Annotated in this window: 20 protein-coding genes; 9 read left to right on the top strand and 11 right to left on the bottom strand. The window is 44.6% G+C overall.

Features of this window, described 5'->3' with window-relative positions:
- Positions 1-87: 87 nt before the first annotated feature.
- Entirely contained in the window at positions 88-963 is an 876-nt protein-coding gene (locus tag R7070_RS22595) for a LysR family transcriptional regulator (protein WP_005384959.1), read from the bottom strand.
- Positions 964-1,252: 289 nt separating this feature from the next.
- Between R7070_RS22595 and R7070_RS22590 the strand changes: the two genes are divergently transcribed.
- From R7070_RS22590 to recR, 7 genes are all read left to right on the top strand, one after another.
- Positions 1,253-2,359, top strand: coding sequence for a response regulator (locus tag R7070_RS22590; RefSeq protein WP_005380606.1), 1,107 nt, complete (start codon positions 1,253-1,255; stop codon positions 2,357-2,359).
- A gap of 223 nt (positions 2,360-2,582) precedes the next feature.
- A complete protein-coding gene (locus R7070_RS22585) occupies positions 2,583-2,714 on the top strand; it encodes a hypothetical protein (RefSeq protein WP_005380608.1) in 132 nt (43 codons plus the stop codon).
- A gap of 33 nt (positions 2,715-2,747) precedes the next feature.
- Positions 2,748-3,143: a YbaN family protein gene (locus R7070_RS22580; protein ID WP_318141304.1), complete on the top strand. Its 396-nt coding sequence runs from the start codon at positions 2,748-2,750 to the stop codon at positions 3,141-3,143.
- A gap of 162 nt (positions 3,144-3,305) precedes the next feature.
- A complete protein-coding gene (apt, locus tag R7070_RS22575) occupies positions 3,306-3,851 on the top strand; it encodes an adenine phosphoribosyltransferase (RefSeq protein WP_005380615.1) in 546 nt (181 codons plus the stop codon).
- 8 nt (positions 3,852-3,859) lie between these two features.
- Complete coding sequence (gene dnaX / locus R7070_RS22570; protein ID WP_256900703.1) at positions 3,860-5,965, top strand: DNA polymerase III subunit gamma/tau; 2,106 nt, start codon at positions 3,860-3,862, stop codon at positions 5,963-5,965.
- Between the two features lie 82 nt (positions 5,966-6,047).
- On the top strand, positions 6,048-6,377 hold the full coding sequence (locus tag R7070_RS22565; protein WP_005380618.1) for a YbaB/EbfC family nucleoid-associated protein: 330 nt from the start codon (positions 6,048-6,050) through the stop codon (positions 6,375-6,377).
- Between the two features lie 30 nt (positions 6,378-6,407).
- Positions 6,408-7,007 (top strand): recombination mediator RecR, encoded by a 600-nt coding sequence (gene recR / locus R7070_RS22560; RefSeq protein WP_005380619.1) that lies wholly within the window; start codon positions 6,408-6,410, stop codon positions 7,005-7,007.
- Positions 7,008-7,058: 51 nt separating this feature from the next.
- Here the strand turns inward: recR and aqpZ are convergent, their stop codons facing one another.
- From aqpZ to R7070_RS22545, 3 genes are all read right to left on the bottom strand, one after another.
- Complete coding sequence (aqpZ, locus tag R7070_RS22555; protein WP_115386218.1) at positions 7,059-7,757, bottom strand: aquaporin Z; 699 nt, start codon at positions 7,755-7,757, stop codon at positions 7,059-7,061.
- Between the two features lie 227 nt (positions 7,758-7,984).
- Positions 7,985-8,233 (bottom strand): YkgJ family cysteine cluster protein, encoded by a 249-nt coding sequence (locus R7070_RS22550; protein WP_017820793.1) that lies wholly within the window; start codon positions 8,231-8,233, stop codon positions 7,985-7,987.
- Between the two features lie 137 nt (positions 8,234-8,370).
- Positions 8,371-8,619 (bottom strand): GlsB/YeaQ/YmgE family stress response membrane protein, encoded by a 249-nt coding sequence (locus R7070_RS22545; RefSeq protein WP_005380625.1) that lies wholly within the window; start codon positions 8,617-8,619, stop codon positions 8,371-8,373.
- 188 nt (positions 8,620-8,807) lie between these two features.
- Here R7070_RS22545 and R7070_RS22540 point away from each other — a divergent pair, with 188 nt between their 5' ends.
- The gene (locus R7070_RS22540) at positions 8,808-9,248 is read left to right on the top strand and encodes a YcgN family cysteine cluster protein (RefSeq protein WP_005384948.1); all 441 of its coding nucleotides are present in this window, start codon (positions 8,808-8,810) and stop codon (positions 9,246-9,248) included.
- A 191-nt stretch (positions 9,249-9,439) separates the two neighbouring features.
- Positions 9,440-11,119 (top strand): mechanosensitive ion channel domain-containing protein, encoded by a 1,680-nt coding sequence (locus R7070_RS22535; RefSeq protein WP_256900702.1) that lies wholly within the window; start codon positions 9,440-9,442, stop codon positions 11,117-11,119.
- 69 nt (positions 11,120-11,188) lie between these two features.
- On the opposite strand, the gene R7070_RS22530 is transcribed toward R7070_RS22535, so the two are convergent.
- The 7 genes from R7070_RS22530 to rlmA form a co-directional block, all read right to left on the bottom strand.
- Positions 11,189-11,473 (bottom strand): putative quinol monooxygenase, encoded by a 285-nt coding sequence (locus R7070_RS22530; RefSeq protein ID WP_025767189.1) that lies wholly within the window; start codon positions 11,471-11,473, stop codon positions 11,189-11,191.
- A gap of 17 nt (positions 11,474-11,490) precedes the next feature.
- Positions 11,491-11,886 carry a VOC family protein gene (locus tag R7070_RS22525; RefSeq protein WP_005380685.1) on the bottom strand — a complete coding sequence of 132 codons (396 nt, stop codon included), beginning with the start codon at positions 11,884-11,886 and terminating at the stop codon, positions 11,491-11,493.
- A 140-nt stretch (positions 11,887-12,026) separates the two neighbouring features.
- The gene (locus tag R7070_RS22520) at positions 12,027-12,326 is read right to left on the bottom strand and encodes a ribbon-helix-helix domain-containing protein (RefSeq protein WP_005384938.1); all 300 of its coding nucleotides are present in this window, start codon (positions 12,324-12,326) and stop codon (positions 12,027-12,029) included.
- Between the two features lie 136 nt (positions 12,327-12,462).
- Positions 12,463-14,040: an alkaline phosphatase gene (locus R7070_RS22515; RefSeq protein WP_025767190.1), complete on the bottom strand. Its 1,578-nt coding sequence runs from the start codon at positions 14,038-14,040 to the stop codon at positions 12,463-12,465.
- Positions 14,041-14,438: 398 nt separating this feature from the next.
- Positions 14,439-14,798, bottom strand: coding sequence for a hypothetical protein (locus tag R7070_RS22510; protein ID WP_213866413.1), 360 nt, complete (start codon positions 14,796-14,798; stop codon positions 14,439-14,441).
- Positions 14,799-15,049: 251 nt separating this feature from the next.
- A complete protein-coding gene (locus tag R7070_RS22505; protein ID WP_186584757.1) occupies positions 15,050-15,997 on the bottom strand; it encodes a ChaN family lipoprotein in 948 nt (315 codons plus the stop codon).
- 99 nt (positions 15,998-16,096) lie between these two features.
- The gene (rlmA, locus tag R7070_RS22500) at positions 16,097-16,924 is read right to left on the bottom strand and encodes a 23S rRNA (guanine(745)-N(1))-methyltransferase (RefSeq protein ID WP_186584759.1); all 828 of its coding nucleotides are present in this window, start codon (positions 16,922-16,924) and stop codon (positions 16,097-16,099) included.
- Between the last annotated feature and the right edge of the window lie 86 nt (positions 16,925-17,010).

Here is a 17,010-nt window from a genome sequence, read left to right as displayed (position 1 = left end):
GGCGCTGGACTAAACAAAGGCCCCCTTTTAGGGGGCTCACACAAAGCCACCTTCTTTAGAAGGTGGTAATTTACTTTCGCTACTTAATTAGTGAATGTTATAAGCGATCACAAAGTCAATAAAGAGGCGAACTTTCTCTGGCAGGTGGTCTTTGTGGTTGTAAAGCATATAAATGTCGCGCGGGTTTGCACTCCAATCTGGCAGTACGCGTACCAAATCGCCGCTCTCGATGTACTCTTTGATCATGACATCTGGCATTAGTGTGATGCCTAAACCTTCGGAACAAGCGCTGCGCACCACATTGAGCGCGTTTGCTTGAAAACGACCACGATCAACATTCACCACAGACTCGCCTTTGCTATTAATCAAGGTCCACTTAATAAGTGGGTACCCTTTTAGCAATGAATGGTTAGAGAGCTCTTCTGCATGATGTGGCGCAGGATTCGAGGTTAGATAGTCAGGGCTTGCAACGAGAATATCCTTCACTTCGCCAATCTTACGCGCGATGAGGCTAGAGTCGCGTTGCGGTCCCACTCGAAAAATTACATCCCATTCAGTAGGGTCAAGCTTGTCCGCATTATTCTCTGTCGTTAGCTCAATGTTGATGTCCGGGTACTGCTTCATAAAGCTGTTGAACATCGGCATCATCATTCGTTTAGTTAAGTTATAAGGCGCGGATATCTTAATCTTGCCGGATGCTCCTCGGCAGTCGTCAGTGATTTCCTCTGCTGCGGTTGTTAGCCTTTGTAGTAAAGGAGAGCACTCATGGTAAAAACGTTCCCCTGCTTCAGTGAGCGAGAGTTTGCGAGCATGACGGTTCAATAGTCGAAGATTGACAGAGTCTTCTAGCGCTTGAATGCGTCGGGTGATGGTCGCAACCGGGATCATGGTTTTTCGCGAAGTTGCGGTGTAGCTCCCATTTTCGACAACCAGTCGAAACAGGTTTAAGTCATCTAATTTCATATTTCCAGACACATTAAATTACCGATTACGGTTAATTTATAATTAACTTTGTGATCAAAGCTTGCTTTAAGTCAACATGTTGCATCATTTGAACACAGCAACCCTGTTTGAGTAAATACTGTTATACGCCGTAATATTTGTATTAATGCAGTTTCCGAGCTAAGTTTTATAACAAGGCAAAGCGGCCTCAGGTCTTGCTGTGACACGTTTTGCTGGAAGTAAACACAACAAAAATAATGACTTAATAATAAATCTGTTTTTTTGACTGAGCTTTGTGAGGGATAAAGGTATGTTTAAGACTCACAGTCAAACGGCAATGGTCTCGGCACAGGAAGTGATTAATCAAAAACTAATAATGTTGGTGGACGATGATCCAATATTTCGTAAAGTAACCAATGCCTATTTAGAAAGTCAGGGTTTTAAAGTAGTAGAAGCAGAAAACGGCCTAGAAGCGCTTCAACAACTCAGGGAATGCCAACCCGATCTTATCTTATGTGATTTATCGATGCCGGTCTTAGATGGTATCGAGTTCGTCGAAGAAGTTAGTCTCGAATACCCATATATGCCGCTTATCGTGGTATCAGGCACGGATGAAATGTCCGATGTCGCGAAAGCGTTGCGATTTGGTATTAAAGATTTTCTTCCTAAACCGATAGGTAATTATGAGCACCTATCTCAGGCGATAGAGAATACGCTAGAAGATACCGATAGCCACTTCTCAGAACAACGTGACTTTTCAAGTCAGTGGTTCAGGGTTGATGATGGTGGTGAAATCCCAGATGAACAAGAGCTATATTGGCATCTGGAATATTTACAACAGAATCCGAGTGCGGCAAGAGATTTACTGCAAGCGCTATTGCCAGAGAAGGATGCTGCTCAGGGAGATTGGCGCTGCTCGTACCGTTTATTGCAATCAACGGATGTGATGCCCTTGGTTTTCGATTATCGTTGGTTAATGAATGGTCAATTTGCGTTTTATCTAGTTGATTCTGCTTCTCAAGCTAATGATGGAGTTGCGACGACATTGCTCGTTAGGGCATTGTTTGACGACTATCTCCGTAACTTGAAAAGTTTCAGTGCTGATCTCAAGGACATGGTAGGGATCATTGAAAAAGGAATTGAGTGTTCGGAGTGTGCGGGTGCAGTCAATGCTGTGTTTGGTGTCGCCGACCTCGCTTCATCCTCGGTCTCTATATTGCCTGCGGGTTTAGATAGCCATTGGTCTGACGGAAATACGAATCAACACATCGCAGCAGGTAACCGTTTAGGGGGAGGAAGTATGAAAAACTTCATCACCCGCGATTTACCGCTTAGTGTTGCAGGACAGTTATCTATCGGGTGTTTAGGTTCTTCAAGTTTTAGTTTAAGTATTACCCGGAAATCCCGACTAGTATAATTATGACTTGCAAACCAATAAGCAGCGTCCTTACGCTGCTTATTATCTTTTTAGAACCACCAACACAACATACGTTTAGTTTAATAACCTTACTTTTTACTGGTGTTTAGATTTGGCTGTTTAATGTATAGTCAGCGCTTAAAACAATAATGACCCATTTGTGCAACGATAATTTAACGCTGTGCCTTGGGAGAAGCAAAGTCAACTAGTGAGAAGACACATCATGGCAGACAAAGATTTTAAAGAGCCTTATAATATTTTTTACTTTTTAGGTTTTATTGCAGTTCTTTTGATCCCAACACTTCCTGCAACGCTAACCTGGCTTCGTGTAATGAATGGTTACGCAGGCTTTTAATCTAGCTATTTTGTACCGGAGTTCACCATTCGTATTAAGCGTTACTTTTTCAATACTGTTGGTGGACTCTGTATTGTGCTCGGCATAGCCGGCATAGCCGGCATAGCCCTTCCACTGTTACCCACCACACCTTTTATTTTGCTTGCTAGCGCATGTTTTATGCGTGGTAGCCCCGCATTTCATCAATGGTTACATAACCACAAAACGTTTGGACCCATTCTCGACAATTGGCATAAGCATCGGGCTGTTACTTCAAAAGTAAAAAAGCGTGGTGCGATTTTTATTGCGCTTAGTTTCATGGTTTCAATCGTTGTTGTCCCCCTCGTTTGGGTAAAAATTGGTCTTTTAGTGATGCTAATCGTTTTACTCAGCTGGTTTATGCGTCTGCCTGTGATTGAGTTGGTTGCTGACCGAGAAGAAAATCACTAAGATTGTAGAGAATAGTGTGCCCGCTCTTCGAGTGGGCGTTTGTATTTTCAGCGCCTGTGACTTTTACGAAAATAAGCACATAGTGGTGAAAACCTATTGTTCGTTGCCCTCGTGATACTGCGATTAGAGAGGGCGATGAGCCAATCTAAGTAAATCGGTATTATGACTACAGAAACAATTTCACTGATCAAATCTAGCATCAAAAGCATCCAAGACTACCCAAAGCCAGGCATTCTATTTCGTGATGTGACGAGCCTTCTTGAAGACGCAAAAGCATACCAAGCGACGATCAACTTACTTGTTGAACGTTACAAAGATATGGGCTTTACCAAGGTTGTGGGTACGGAAGCTCGTGGCTTTCTATTTGGCGCGCCTTTAGCGCTTGAGCTAGGTGTTGGTTTTGTACCAGTGCGTAAACCAGGCAAGCTACCACGTCCTACTGTTGCTCAATCTTATGAGCTTGAATACGGCGTTGATACACTAGAAATCCATACAGATGCCATCGTTGAAGGCGACAAAGTACTGGTTGTCGACGATTTATTGGCAACGGGCGGTACTATTGAAGCGACGACTAAGCTGATTCGCCAACTGGGTGGTGAAGTTGAGCACGCTGCGTTCGTTATCAACCTACCAGAAATCGGTGGCGATAAACGTTTAGAAGCACTAGGTCTAAACGTGTACAGCATCTGCGATTTTGAAGGACATTAATACATTCAATGAGTTATTTAGCTTTAGCGCGAAAATGGCGTCCTAATCAGTTTGACCAAGTTGTCGGACAAAAACATGTCCTGACGGCGTTGGAAAACGCACTGGCGCAAAACCGTTTACACCATGCTTATCTGTTCAGCGGGACTCGTGGTGTGGGTAAAACGAGTATCGGTAGGCTGTTTGCCAAAGGCTTGAACTGCGAAACCGGCATTACCGCGACACCTTGTGGTAAGTGTGATACTTGTCGTGAAATTGATGAAGGTCGCTTTGTCGATCTTCTTGAAATCGACGCAGCATCACGTACTAAAGTTGAAGACACTCGTGAACTGTTAGACAACGTTCAATACAAACCTGCTCGTGGACGTTTTAAAGTGTACCTCATCGATGAGGTGCACATGCTATCGCGTCACTCTTTCAACGCGTTGTTGAAAACCCTGGAAGAGCCGCCAGAGTATGTGAAGTTCTTACTCGCAACAACTGATCCACAAAAGCTGCCTGTCACTATATTGTCGCGTTGTCTTCAGTTTCATCTGAAACCAATCAGCGTTGATGAGATTCACCAGCAACTTGATTACATCCTAGGTCAAGAGCAAGTTTCAGCAGAGCCAAAAGCGTTGGGTATGATCTCACATGCTGCAGATGGCAGTATGCGTGATGCTCTCAGCTTGACTGATCAAGCAATTGCATTAGGTAACGGTGCGGTGCAAACCGATATTGTCAGCCACATGTTGGGGACGATTGATACCGACCAAGCGATTCACTTACTAGAGTCAATCAGCAGCAAGCAACCTCAACAAGCCATGGATAAAATCCAGCAATTAGCAGCAAATGGTGTTGAGTGGGATGGTTTGTTGCAGCAAGTCGCAACACAGCTTCATCGAATTGCGATGTATCAAGCGCTGCCAGCGTCGCTAGACCGAGCGCAGCCAGATGCAGAAAAAATCGAGTTGTTGAGTAAAGCACTAAGTCCGCAAGACGTTCAGCTTTACTACCAAATTGCATTGAAAGGTCGTGAAGATTTGACTCTCTCGCCAAATGGGCGAGTCGGTCTGGAAATGATTGTGCTGCGTATGATGGCGTTCCGCCCATCAAGTAACAGTGGGGCAAATGTTGTTTCCAGTAACTGCGAATCAGCTTCAGCCCCAGTTCAAAGTGCCAGTCAATCAAAGGCTGCGCCAGCTCAGACCGCCGCTGCCCCTCGAGCTCAACAGCCGAGTCCAGCACAAAGCACACCACAAGTGGCGCCTCAACCTTCATCCAGTTCGCAACCTGAGTATCAAGCGAGTGGATATGAGACGGTTCCACCACAGTATGATATGGCGCCGCCGATGAGTGAAAACCCAGCGCCGCAGCATGAAACGCCACCTCAACAAATGCAAGAGAGCGTTTCAACACCAGCGCGCGGTGGTCTAAGCGGTTTACGTCACCAATTACGTTCTCAGCGTCAAGGCCTACAACAGAATACTCCTCAAAATGGTGGCTCAAAAAAGCCTAAAGCGGCATCTGCACAACCAGAATCGGTTATCGACCGAGTAGCGCAATTGCATGGCAATTCCGCGCAGGTGTCGCCAAACTTAGCTCCGAAGTCGACGGAGCCACAAGTTGAGGAAGCGTATCGCTGGCGTCCAAGCAAGCCTGTTGAGACAAAAGTAAATACAAAACTGACACCTACGCAGCTCAAGCAGGCACTTGAGCATGAGAAAACGCCTGAAATGGCACAAAAGCTCATCGATGAGTCATTAGAACATAATGAATGGGCGAAGCTAATCAGCTTAATGGAGATCCCTAAGCTGGTAGAGCAACTTGCGCTAAACTCTCATTATAGTAAGGAAGGAGCAACCGTTTCGTTACTATTGAGAAGCAGCCAAGCTCATTTGAATACTGATAGAGCTCAAGCCGAATTGCTCAAAGCACTTAATACCGTGTTAGGTGAAGAGTGCCACATGAGCATCGAAATAGGGGAGAGTGGAGAAACACCACTTGAACTGAGAGATAGGCTCTACCAAGAGAAATTACAGCAAGCGCTGAACAGTTTAGAAAACGATCCAAATGTTCAATTTATTGAACGTCGTTTTGCTGCAGAGCTTGATAAAGATAGTGTGCGCCCTATCTAATAATCGAATGGAATGGGGTTGAAAACCCAAAGGTATAACCCCATTAATTGATGCAACACCTCATTAAACCAGAGAGATAAACATGTTTGGTAAAGGCGGTATGGGCAACCTAATGAAGCAAGCCCAGCAAATGCAAGATCGCATGCAAAAGCTTCAAGAAGAAATCGCGAATATGGAAGTAACTGGCGAGTCTGGTGCTGGCCTAGTTAAAGTTACTATCACTGGTAGTCACAGCGTACGTCGTGTTGACATCGATGAAAGTTTGATGGAAGACGACAAAGAAATGCTTGAAGATCTGATCGCTGCGGCGTTCAACGATGCAGCCCGTCGTGTTGAAGAAACTCAAAAAGAGAAAATGGCTTCTGTAACTGGCGGTATGCAACTACCACCAGGCATGAAAATGCCATTCTAATCTGCTGATATTTAATTAAGCGGACTTTTAATGCGTACCAGTCATATGCTGGAGCAATTGATGGAGGCCTTACGTTGTCTACCTGGGGTTGGCCCCAAGTCAGCGCAGCGTATGGCGTTTCATTTGTTACAGCGCGATAGAAAAGGCGGTTTGCAGCTTGCAGATGCGCTGAGTCAGGCAATGACAGAAATAGGTCATTGTACTGAGTGTCGAACCTTCACCGAAGAAGAAGTCTGTCACATTTGTACCAACCCAAAACGCCAAGAAAATGGTCAAATTTGTGTGGTAGAAAGCCCGGCAGACATCGCAGCCGTTGAAGCAACAGGCCAATATTCTGGTCGGTATTTTGTTCTTATGGGGCATTTGTCGCCATTAGATGGTATTGGTCCAAGTGATATTGGATTGGATGTCCTTGATTACCGCTTACGTCGCGGTGATATTACCGAAGTGATTTTGGCGACAAACCCAACAGTTGAAGGTGAAGCCACTGCCCACTACATCGCAGAGCTATGTAAAGAGCACCAAGTTGATGCCAGCCGCATCGCGCATGGTGTGCCTGTCGGTGGGGAGCTAGAGCTTGTTGATGGCACGACGTTGTCACATTCGCTATTAGGTCGACACAGAATTTAATAAAAAGCCGCTGAATTCAGCGGCTTTTTTGATTTTGGGAGTTAGGAACGATTAATCGTTCGATTCTTTACCAAGAAGATTTTTGTAGATAACCGCACCAAACACGCCACCCACAATAGGAGCAATCCAGAACAGCCATAGCTGAGAAACCGCCCAGTCACCCACATATACTGCGACTGCCGTGCTACGAGCAGGGTTTACTGACGTATTGGTGACAGGAATGCTGATCAGGTGAATGAGAGTCAAACACAGGCCAATTGCGATAGGTGCAAAGCCTTGTGGCGCACGTTTGTCTGTTGCACCCATAATGACAATCAGGAACATCATCGTCATGACAACTTCAGTCACAAGTGCAGCGATCATCGAGTATTGGCCTGGAGAGTGTTCACCATAACCATTGGCGGCAAAGCCAGAACCCACAACATCGAATCCTGCTTGTCCAGATGCAATAACGTAAAGCACGCCACCTGCGATAAGCCCGCCGATAACCTGTGAGATGATGTAGGGAGCAACGTCTTTTGTCTCAAAACGACCGCCAGTCCAAAGGCCAACTGTCACTGCAGGGTTCAAGTGACAACCTGAAATATGACCGATAGCAAATGCCATCGTCAGAACGGTTAAACCGAATGCCAAAGAAACGCCCAACAGACCAATACCCACTTCAGGGAAACCCGCAGCCAACACCGCGCTACCACAGCCGCCTAACACTAGCCAGAACGTGCCAAAAGCCTCAGCCAAATACTTATTCATGTTCTTTCCTGATCTTTAATTAAATGACCCGCTGAACATAGTCGAGAATTGTCAATAAATTGTGAGGGAGATCGCGCAAAAACCGCAAATGGAACGCTATGTGGCAAGAGTTCTCAAGGGTGAGATAAAAGGCTGAGGGGGAGTGCTAAATCTTGAGTTTGCTTTGATTACTGCCTCGGAGAGAAACAACCGAGGTACTAACTTTAAACGTGTGGTCTAGAGTCGCGTTACGTCAATTGTTCTAATTCAGTGATGTTGTCGAGTGCTTCTTGATTGGTGTTGCCGCATACAATCGGACACGGTTTAAAATCGTGACAGACTTTGGGGCGTTCAGGCTTACCAAATAGCTTGCACAAATTGTCGTCGTTGAGTTGCACACAACGAACTCCTGCAGGTTTGCCCTTGGGCATTCCAGGTATTGGTGAAGAGATACTTGGCGCAATACAGCACGCTCCACATCCTAATCGACAATCCATAATGTAAACCTCTTAAAAATTAAGGGGGCAATTATGGTCATTTTGACGTGGATTGGAAGAGTGAAGAAAGAAAAAAATAAAAGGGCGCGCTTAACATTACGCTCCCTTTTTGGTTTTTTGCTTTTAAATCATCGTGATTATTTTAAGAAACGGTTATAAACAAACAACAGAATAAATGCGCCTAGTGTTGCGGTAATGATACTACCAATGTTGACGCCAGTTGCTCCGCCGAAACCGAGAATGCCGCCAAGGAAGCCACCTACAAATGCCCCAGCAATACCAAGTAACATTGTTGCAATCCAACCGCCCCCATCTTTTCCTGGCATGAGCCATTTAGCAAGTGCGCCGGCGATTAAGCCCAAAATAATCCAAGAAATAATACCCATGAAAACTCCTTAATGCCTTCTTGATCAATTGAGTAATGGAAACTTGTTTAAGGATAGAACAGTAAAACGAAAGTAGTTGAATATCTCCACCGTTATGTGGGAAGGATGCAAGATCTTCTCAAAACTTGAACTTTTGCGTTGAGAAGAGTATAAATCGCCCCCTAAATTCCCTTGGTGAGACTTGAAGTATGAGCACTCCATTTTGGCAAAGTAAATCGTTAGAGCAGATGACAGAAGAGGAATGGGAATCTCTCTGTGATGGTTGTGGCAAATGTTGTTTGCATAAGCTTATGGATGAAGATACCGATGAAATCTACTATACCAATGTGGCTTGTAGCTGGCTGAACAGTAAAACGTGTTCGTGTAAGGATTACCCAAACCGTTTCACTTCGGGTGAAGAGTGCACCAAGCTGACCCGAGAAGACATTGACGATTTTACTTGGCTGCCACACACGTGCGCTTACCGTCTGTTGGCTGAAAAGCAGCCTTTACCAGAATGGCATCCGTTGATTACCGGCTCTAAGTCCGCAATGCATGCGGCAGGGGAAAGTGTCCGTAACAAAGTTGTTTACGAGATTGATGTGGTGGATTGGGAAGACCATATTTTAAATCATCCCAACCGTCCTTAGTCGAATAAAAACAAGCCTTTCATTGATTAAATGAAAGGCTTGTTTGCTATTGGGGCTCCCAACTTTGACGTCTCGCTAACGAAATGCTGCTCAGTTTATTATTTAGTGTTGTAAACTTAGGAGTATGATTTCAACGCTTTACACTTCTATTTCTGATTGTTTTGATCAGGATTGTTCCCTATGAGGTAAACATGACGTTTCATTTCCCCCAGAAACTGCGCCTGACATCTTGGGTGACATTATTCGCACTTGCCGTCATTATGTTCTCCCCAATGGCTGTTCATGCGACTGCTACTGACGATATCCAAGAGCCTTCTGCTGCCGAAATCTCGATTGACAACTTGAACCGAGAGATTGTGGGTTTATCCCAAAGCCTCTCGCAAGCGAGTGGCGACGAGCGTGATGCCCTTCAACTGCAACTATTCCAAAAGAATGAAGAATTAAGAAGCCAGTTAGCGTCAGCGATTGAACGTGAAACTATCTCTCGCGACAAGCTGATCTTGCTAGTTAAAAAACAAGAACAATACTCTGAGGACGCGACGAACTATCTATCGGAAAAAATAAAGAAAGTCGTCGAGGATTTAAATAAGGCTAAGGATGAAGAGAAGCTTGCTCTTGTTAATGATTATCGAGAGCTACAGCGTTATCTTGATGTTAGCTTCGATTCGAGCTGGCAAAATCTCGCTTGGTTGAAGGAGCTAGGGGCCCAAAACGAGCGCGCAGAAGCGGAACTAAAAGATAAAATTGATAAACGTATGCGCTTACTGTCTGCTTCAATTGAGTACTTGAGTCAGCAAAGTGAGATCATTGGCTCCCAACTTTCGTCTAGCCCAGAGTCGGAAAAAGCGTCGTTGCAACTTAGTCAGCTCATTACTAAACAAAGGCTAAATATTGCGACAGAAAGCTTACGCAACCTGATTTCAATTGGTGATAAAGTCGGTTTAGAAACGTCTGAATACAAACGCCAAATTTTTGAAGTGACGGGTAATATCACCCATGATTTACTGAATACCAAAGTTGTGTGGTCAATACTGAGTCACTGGTCCAACTCGGCACTGGATTGGTTTGCCGAGAATGCACCGCAGCATATCTTCCAGTTGTTTGTTTTTGCGCTGATTTTATTGATCGCTCGCGGACTGGCTAAGTTAACTCGCAAAGTCGTCCGTAAAGCAGTTGCATCGAAAAACTTAAAACTTTCCCACTTGATGCAGGACTTCTTTATCTCGATGTCCGGCAAATTCGTGTGGGTGATCGGTATCATGGTGGGCTTATCTCAGCTTGGTTTGAACCTAGCGCCAATCCTAACCGGTTTCGGTATTGCTGGTGTGATTATTGGTTTCGCGTTGCAAGACACGTTATCCAACTTCGCGGCGGGTATGATGCTGCTTATTTATCGCCCATTTGATGTTGGTGATTTTGTGTATGCTGGCGGTGTGGATGGCAAGGTAAGCCATATGAGTTTGGTGAACACCACAATCCGTACATTTGATAACCAAATTATTATTGTTCCTAACAGCAAAATCTGGGGAGATGTTATTAAGAACGTCACGCATGAACGCATTCGCCGCGTGGATATGGTGTTTGGCATTGGCTATGCGGATGACCTCTTAAAAGCGGAGTCAGTATTGTCTGATATCATTACCTCTCACCCGTCGGTACTTCGCACTCCAGAGCCAATGATCAAAGTTCATACATTAAATACGTCTTCTGTAGATTTTATTGTGCGCCCTTGGGTAAAAACGGATGATTACTGGGATGTATACTGGGATGTGACTAAAGAAGTGAAACTACGCTTCGACCGAGAAGGTATTTCGATTCCTTTCCCACAACAAGATGTGCATTTGCATATGGTGGAGAAGCAAGACGCTTAATCACAGATCCCAACTAGTGAAAGGCACTCTAGATAGAGTGCCTTTTTTGATCTTCGGTTAGCGCTATAGTTACAGTTCGTTAAAGAACACCAGTTTCGGCTCGCATTCTAACAAGTTGTCGATCTGGCTAATCAAAAGAGCAAAGTGTTCTGTTTTACCATGAAGCTCAAATGCTTGTTGGTCTTTAAATTGCTCCTGAAAAACGAAGTGGCATGCATTGTCTTTATCTTGGAACAATTGATAACGAACACAACCTTCTTCATTGCGAGTAGGTTCAAGCGCTCGGGTAAGTACCTCTTTCAACTCTTGTTCTTTTCCCGGTTGTGCATGAAAGGTAGCCGTCAAGTGAATCATAATGTTTACTCTTTTTGTTATAGGTAACGCCCTTGGCGTTGCAGGAACTCAATTTTGTAACCATCAGGGTCGGTTACAAAAAAGAACGTTGCTAAATGCTTTTGTTGATGGTCAAAGGCTTTGATGTCACCAGTTTCAATGCCGAGAGATTTAATGCGTTTGTGGGCTTGTTCAATGTCCTCCACGCTGACGGCAAGGTGGCCGTAACCTGAGCCGTGAGTGTAGGGCTCACTTTGGTCGTGATTGTGCGTCAGTTCCAATTCAAAGCCAGTTTCTTGGTTGGCTAGATAGGTTAGAGAAAAGCCATCAAAGATGTATTGATCAGCGACTTCTAGTTCAAGTACGTCACAGTAAAATTGTAGAGAGCGGTCCAGATCACTTACTCGGATCATGGTGTGAATCATTTTTGTCATAGGTACTCCTTGATAGTCCGCACAGGTTAGCGATTTCAAAAGGAGTCTGGGTAGTACTCTAGTACGACAAATTAGAAGATGCTCAAGGGTTTATAATACGGATGCATAGCCTAGGATGGTTATTGGTCGGTTGGTTGCTATTAACTGTTAAGTTGCGCAAGTGCTTGACGAGTGGTCTCTTGAGGTTGGCGGGCGTAAGTGAGGCAAGCGCATCGAAGTAAGGAGGCAAAGTTGTTCACTTCACCATTGTATTCGAGTGCTTCTTGATAAACAGTGCTTATGAATTTAGGAACCGTCATGTTTTGAGCACTAGCGATTTCCTCAAGAATTGTCCAAAAGCTCGCTTCAAGTTTTACACTGGTCGCGTGACCATCAATACGGATAGAGCGGGTGATGAACTGATAGTTGTCTTGGGGTTGCTTAGCAAAGATTTCGCACATTTTCTTTATTCATATAATTAAAGACCCATAATTATTGTGGTGTACGATTTAAAACGTCAACTGTTTTCATGCATAAAAAAACGCTCCCTTGCGAGAGCGTTGAAACATCACGAGTTGTGAAGTAAGTGCAAGTTGATTATTTAATTTGTTGCTTCAAGTACTCGCCTAGTTGCGAGTGGTGCATGATTTTTGATACTGGAAGGATAGTTTCTGCAGGTCCCCAAGCAAATACGTTGACAGGAGTATGCGTATGAGTACCCGTCCCCCATACTGTGTTTTGCTTTGTTGCATGCTCACGCGCTAGCAAGTTGCCACGGTCGTTGTAAGGAAAGAAAGCATCAAAGTCATTGATTGTCGGTACGTTCTCTTCGCTTAAGTATTTGTGTCCAGCGAGTCGGTATGGATTTGGTTTACTTGCTAATACGCGTTCTGCTTGTTCAGGCGTAATAGAAAAATCGCTATTTGCGTTCACGACTTCCGCAAACTTCTCTGGAGTTTGCTCTTTCTTATCAAGCGCTTGGAATTCACTGATCATGCCGTAGTAACTTTTCTTTTGGTTGTATAAACCATCGAGGATCTCGAACTGACCAAAGTTGAAGTTTGGCGCGTAATCCTGATTTTTGAATGCTTCGCCGTCGCGTTTTTGTGGTTTAGGCAAGTTTGCTGATGAGTAGCTAAAGCCAAAAGAGCCGGTTTCGTGGTCAGCAGTAACAATGATCAGGGTGTCATCACGGCCTTTTGCCCACTCATAAACTGAGTTTACCGCTTCATCGAATTTAAGCATTTCATGCAGCATCGTACCTGCATCGTTACTGTGGCCAGCCCAGTCAATTTGGCCGCCTTCAACCATCAAGAAAAAACCGTCTTTGTCTTTTGAAAGAATGTCGATTGCTTTGGTGGTCATTTCTTTCAGCGATGGCTGCGTGCGTTTTGGATCGTTTTTGCTTTGACTGTAGGCAATACCATCGTTCATGCCCGAGTAAGCAAAAAGTCCAAGTAATTTGTCACCTTTAGCTTGTGTGAGCATATCGCGGCTGAAAGCCAGGTTGTAACCTTGGTCTTGCGCCTCAGTAAGCAAGTTGCGTTCGTCTTTGCGTTTCGATTTTAGGTAGACATTTCCTTCAGTGAGCTTTTCAAGCTGCTCGTATGTCTCTCCCTTGTCGTTTGTCGACTTTGGAATCCAATGACGAAGTCCCCCAGACATCATCACGTCTACGCCTGTTTCGAGCATATCCGCCGCAATACTGTTTTCTAGGGAGCGATGTGGTTGATGAGCGGCAAATGCTGCTGGCGTTGCGTGGGTCATACGCGTATCAGAGACGAGCCCAGTTGCTTTACCTTTACTTTTGGCTTTTTCTAAAATAGTTTCGACATGGTTGCCTTGGCTATCAATGCCAATGACTTCAGAAGCGGTAGGGATTCCTGTCGCTAGCATCGTAGCTGAGCACGCAGAGTCGACGACAATTGCGTCTTCTGGATTGGTCAGTGATGATCCAATCACACCTTCTTGAGCGAGTTTGTATAACGCTGTGCTTTCGCCTTTGTAAACCGAGTTAGGTGCGTGTTTTGCGTAGGTCTCGAGTAAACCAACTTGTTGAGGACCCATGCCGTCGCCGATCATCAAAATGACGTTTTTGATTTCAGCTGAGAGTGCGTTGAAAGAGAGGGTAGATGCAGCCACTGCCGTAACGATTGGAGATACTAAGCGCTTCATTATATTTTCCTTGTTTATTGAAAGCGCAGGCATTAAAGCAATGATTTATGAAGGTTTTGTGTCGGTAATAAAAGTTTAACCAAATTGTCGTTTTTGTTTGGTTTTGCAGAAAAAATGAGTCGCTCTCTAACGTTCGTTAGTTTGGAAAGAAGAAAGCCCACAAACGTGGGCTTGGATTACGCTTAGGAGTTGAAAGCATGGACTAAAGTTATCCATTCAGTGCTTTCACAAGAAACCTAGTTTAGGGAGCAATAAACGAGCATGTATTATCGGGCCACAAGAGCGGTCGAATTCACTTACGTTTGCATCATATCGTTCTTTGGCTTATTAAATTATGGGCTGCAGTAAGTGTTTGGTTCAAATAGGATTTGTTGTCGTGATGATTATCAGACTGGTTATCAGACTAATGCCAGTATGATGCCACCAACGGTAAGTGCCGCAGAAAGGTATTGACCCGCAGAATATGAGCCATCCTCTTCTTTCTCGATTTTATCGGGGTGATCCATGCCAAGCGCACCATGCGTGAAAGATTCGACCTTTTCACCAACAGATTTATCTTCTGCTTCTATTTTCTTGCTGTCGTGCTCGATTTGTTGCAGAGCGGCAAGTAGCGCTTTGCCTTCGGTCGAAAGCGTCACCTTATTGTGTTCGACTTTCAGCGGCGAAGCACTAGTTTCTTCTTGTGCAATACTTGCTTGTTTAGAGACGACAGATTGTTTGGCATAGCTATTAACAGAAGTGCTTCCTACTGGATTCATCGAATACTCCTTGGAACATCGACACTCGGTCACTGAGTGCGGGTAAAAAGCAGTTATATTTTTATCGGCGGCAAAGTTTATTTCTGAAGCTATTTGGATAAAAACAGGTCTGCTTTTGCCGCTTCTAGTTTCTATTGGTGATCATTAGCAAAAAATAGACCAGCAGGAAGCAGACCCTTGTCACTCGATGAACTCGGAGCGGTGTGATGATGCAACGCAACGGCAAGGTAGTAACTTAAATTGAAGACCAGCTACTTACATTGAAGATCGTTATTGCGTTTAGTTAGATGTTGATATGCCGCCATGCGGTGAGCATCTTGTACATACCGTACTGGTGGTGCGAGAACCTCTAACTGATAGTCTGTATTATCAGAAAGCACGTTATCTGTTGGGCTAATTACAACCACTTTTAAGCTCGGGCTGCGGCTTAAGATTGATGCTGCCGTACCCAACCCTTGCTCGGTGTGAAACTTGCCTGCAACATGGACAACCTGAGCGCCTGGGTTGTCGTCTAGGTAGCTAACGATAGATTCCGCCATAGTTTCATCCCAGGTAACTTGAGCTGCAAACTGTTTTTCCGTCTGCTCTGGCTTACCGTGATGCATGGATGCCATGAACTTTTCTTTGTACGGACTACTACCAGTGTTGATGGCTTGTGCAATGAACATCCGCTGATCATCATCGAGCTTGTTAATGTAATCTAACCCTTGTCGACCAATGCATCGGACAATGCTCTTTGGTGCATTTGCTGCAATGACCGGGAGATTTTTCTGCTTAGCAAACTCCACGAGAGGGCGATAGTCGCTTTCATAATTGGGCCAAGCGTTGGCTTGTTTCATTAAGTACTGTTCGCCGATCTCCCCACGTAGGTAAGCGTCAACAACAGGTTGTTTGTCGCGGGTAAATTGTTCCATAGATAACGCGAGTGAGCGGTCGTAGGACGTAAGTTGTTTGAGCATATCGGTTTGAAAGCGATGAACGCCGGCGTGTGTGTGCCATTCACCAATAAGAATGACATCTGCTTGTTGCAGCTCAATTGGCAGTTTGCTTAGAGCGATGTGCTCGCCAGAAGGGGTGTATAGTTGATAGTCGTAAAAACTAGTGACTTCCGCTGAGGTTGCGTGAGAGTTGGTGTGCGTATATGAAGAGCAACCAGTAAGTAAGCCTGCAAAGAGCAAGCTCAAAGTAGAAAAGCGCATTGAAAAGCCTCCAAAAATGTCCGGATGATATTAATGGAGGCTGAGCAATGAATCAATATAAATGATAACTATTTGCGTTTGTTGTTTTTTTTTGACTTATTAATTGAGTGTTTTTTTGCGATATACACGCAACATAAAATCAGCCTCACATTGGAAAAGTGTAGCGGATTTCAACTCTTCACGAAGAGCATCGGTTGCTTTCCATGCGAATGGCGTCATTTGCAATAAATCGATTGCGGCTCCGTTTTTCAAGTCCATAACATAGTTAAGATGCTGCTGGTGCTCTAATTCAAACCCTTCAATATGTTCTGGTTCTTCATTGTGAAGACGAACTTCTTGATAAATGCGCTCACGCAGTTGGTATAAGTGGCGGCTAGCAGGAGTAACCGTGACAACAACGCCGTCGTTTTTTACAACGCGCTGCAGCTCCTCAGCTTTACACGGGGCATAAATGCGCAAAATGGCATCTAAGGATTTATTTGCGAAGGGAAGTCGGTGACTAGAAGCCACACTAAAGTTGCAGTGCGTGTAACGCTTCGCCGCGTAACGAATGGCAACTTTGGAAATGTCTAAGCCATAAATCGTGGCATGGTTCGCTTGTGTTTCTATCGTCTTTTGTACTTGATCTGTGTAGTAACCTTCACCACAACCAATATCTAATAATTGATGGGTGCTCCCCTCAGTGTATGTTGCACACAGCTGCGCCACTTCTTGGCGCATTGGGTTGTAGTAATCTCCTTCAAGGAATCGACGACGAGCTTGCATCATCTCTTTGTTGTCACCAGGATCTTTAGAACGTTTGTGGTGCGCTGGCATCAAGTTAACGTAGCCTTCTTTTGCTAAGTCAAACTGATGATTGTTTTCGCACTTAAACGTTTTTTCATTTAACGCTAGAGCTTGGTGGCATAGAGGGCATTGATAGTTCATGACGATCTCGAACAGAAAGTAGGGCGGCAAATTCTATCAAAAAGCATGGTCTCAAGTGAAACAAAAAGAGCCGACTGGGTCGGCTC

Origin of the sequence: Vibrio sp. 1557, assembly GCF_033340175.1 — a bacterium.
Taxonomy (GTDB): Bacteria; Pseudomonadota; Gammaproteobacteria; order Enterobacterales; family Vibrionaceae; genus Vibrio; species Vibrio alginolyticus.
The sequence above is the reverse complement of the archived record's forward strand: the minus strand, read 5'-3'. Positions and strand labels throughout refer to the sequence as shown.

Bases quoted from the DNA above. Each gene is read 5' to 3' on its own strand.
- R7070_RS22595 (WP_005384959.1), bottom strand. From the start codon at position 963: ATGAAATTAGATGACTTAAACCTGTTTCGACTGGTTGTCGAAAATGGG.
- R7070_RS22590 (WP_005380606.1), top strand. From the start codon at position 1,253: ATGTTTAAGACTCACAGTCAAACGGCAATGGTCTCGGCACAGGAAGTG.
- R7070_RS22585 (WP_005380608.1), top strand. From the start codon at position 2,583: ATGGCAGACAAAGATTTTAAAGAGCCTTATAATATTTTTTACTTTTTA.
- apt (WP_005380615.1), top strand. From the start codon at position 3,306: ATGACTACAGAAACAATTTCACTGATCAAATCTAGCATCAAAAGCATC.
- dnaX (WP_256900703.1), top strand. From the start codon at position 3,860: ATGAGTTATTTAGCTTTAGCGCGAAAATGGCGTCCTAATCAGTTTGAC.
- R7070_RS22565 (WP_005380618.1), top strand. From the start codon at position 6,048: ATGTTTGGTAAAGGCGGTATGGGCAACCTAATGAAGCAAGCCCAGCAA.
- recR (WP_005380619.1), top strand. From the start codon at position 6,408: ATGCGTACCAGTCATATGCTGGAGCAATTGATGGAGGCCTTACGTTGT.
- aqpZ (WP_115386218.1), bottom strand. From the start codon at position 7,757: ATGAATAAGTATTTGGCTGAGGCTTTTGGCACGTTCTGGCTAGTGTTA.
- R7070_RS22550 (WP_017820793.1), bottom strand. From the start codon at position 8,233: ATGGATTGTCGATTAGGATGTGGAGCGTGCTGTATTGCGCCAAGTATC.
- R7070_RS22545 (WP_005380625.1), bottom strand. From the start codon at position 8,619: ATGGGTATTATTTCTTGGATTATTTTGGGCTTAATCGCCGGCGCACTT.
- R7070_RS22540 (WP_005384948.1), top strand. From the start codon at position 8,808: ATGAGCACTCCATTTTGGCAAAGTAAATCGTTAGAGCAGATGACAGAA.
- R7070_RS22535 (WP_256900702.1), top strand. From the start codon at position 9,440: ATGACGTTTCATTTCCCCCAGAAACTGCGCCTGACATCTTGGGTGACA.
- R7070_RS22530 (WP_025767189.1), bottom strand. From the start codon at position 11,473: ATGATTCACTTGACGGCTACCTTTCATGCACAACCGGGAAAAGAACAA.
- R7070_RS22525 (WP_005380685.1), bottom strand. From the start codon at position 11,886: ATGACAAAAATGATTCACACCATGATCCGAGTAAGTGATCTGGACCGC.
- R7070_RS22520 (WP_005384938.1), bottom strand. From the start codon at position 12,326: ATGTGCGAAATCTTTGCTAAGCAACCCCAAGACAACTATCAGTTCATC.
- R7070_RS22515 (WP_025767190.1), bottom strand. From the start codon at position 14,040: ATGAAGCGCTTAGTATCTCCAATCGTTACGGCAGTGGCTGCATCTACC.
- R7070_RS22510 (WP_213866413.1), bottom strand. From the start codon at position 14,798: ATGAATCCAGTAGGAAGCACTTCTGTTAATAGCTATGCCAAACAATCT.
- R7070_RS22505 (WP_186584757.1), bottom strand. From the start codon at position 15,997: ATGCGCTTTTCTACTTTGAGCTTGCTCTTTGCAGGCTTACTTACTGGT.
- rlmA (WP_186584759.1), bottom strand. From the start codon at position 16,924: ATGAACTATCAATGCCCTCTATGCCACCAAGCTCTAGCGTTAAATGAA.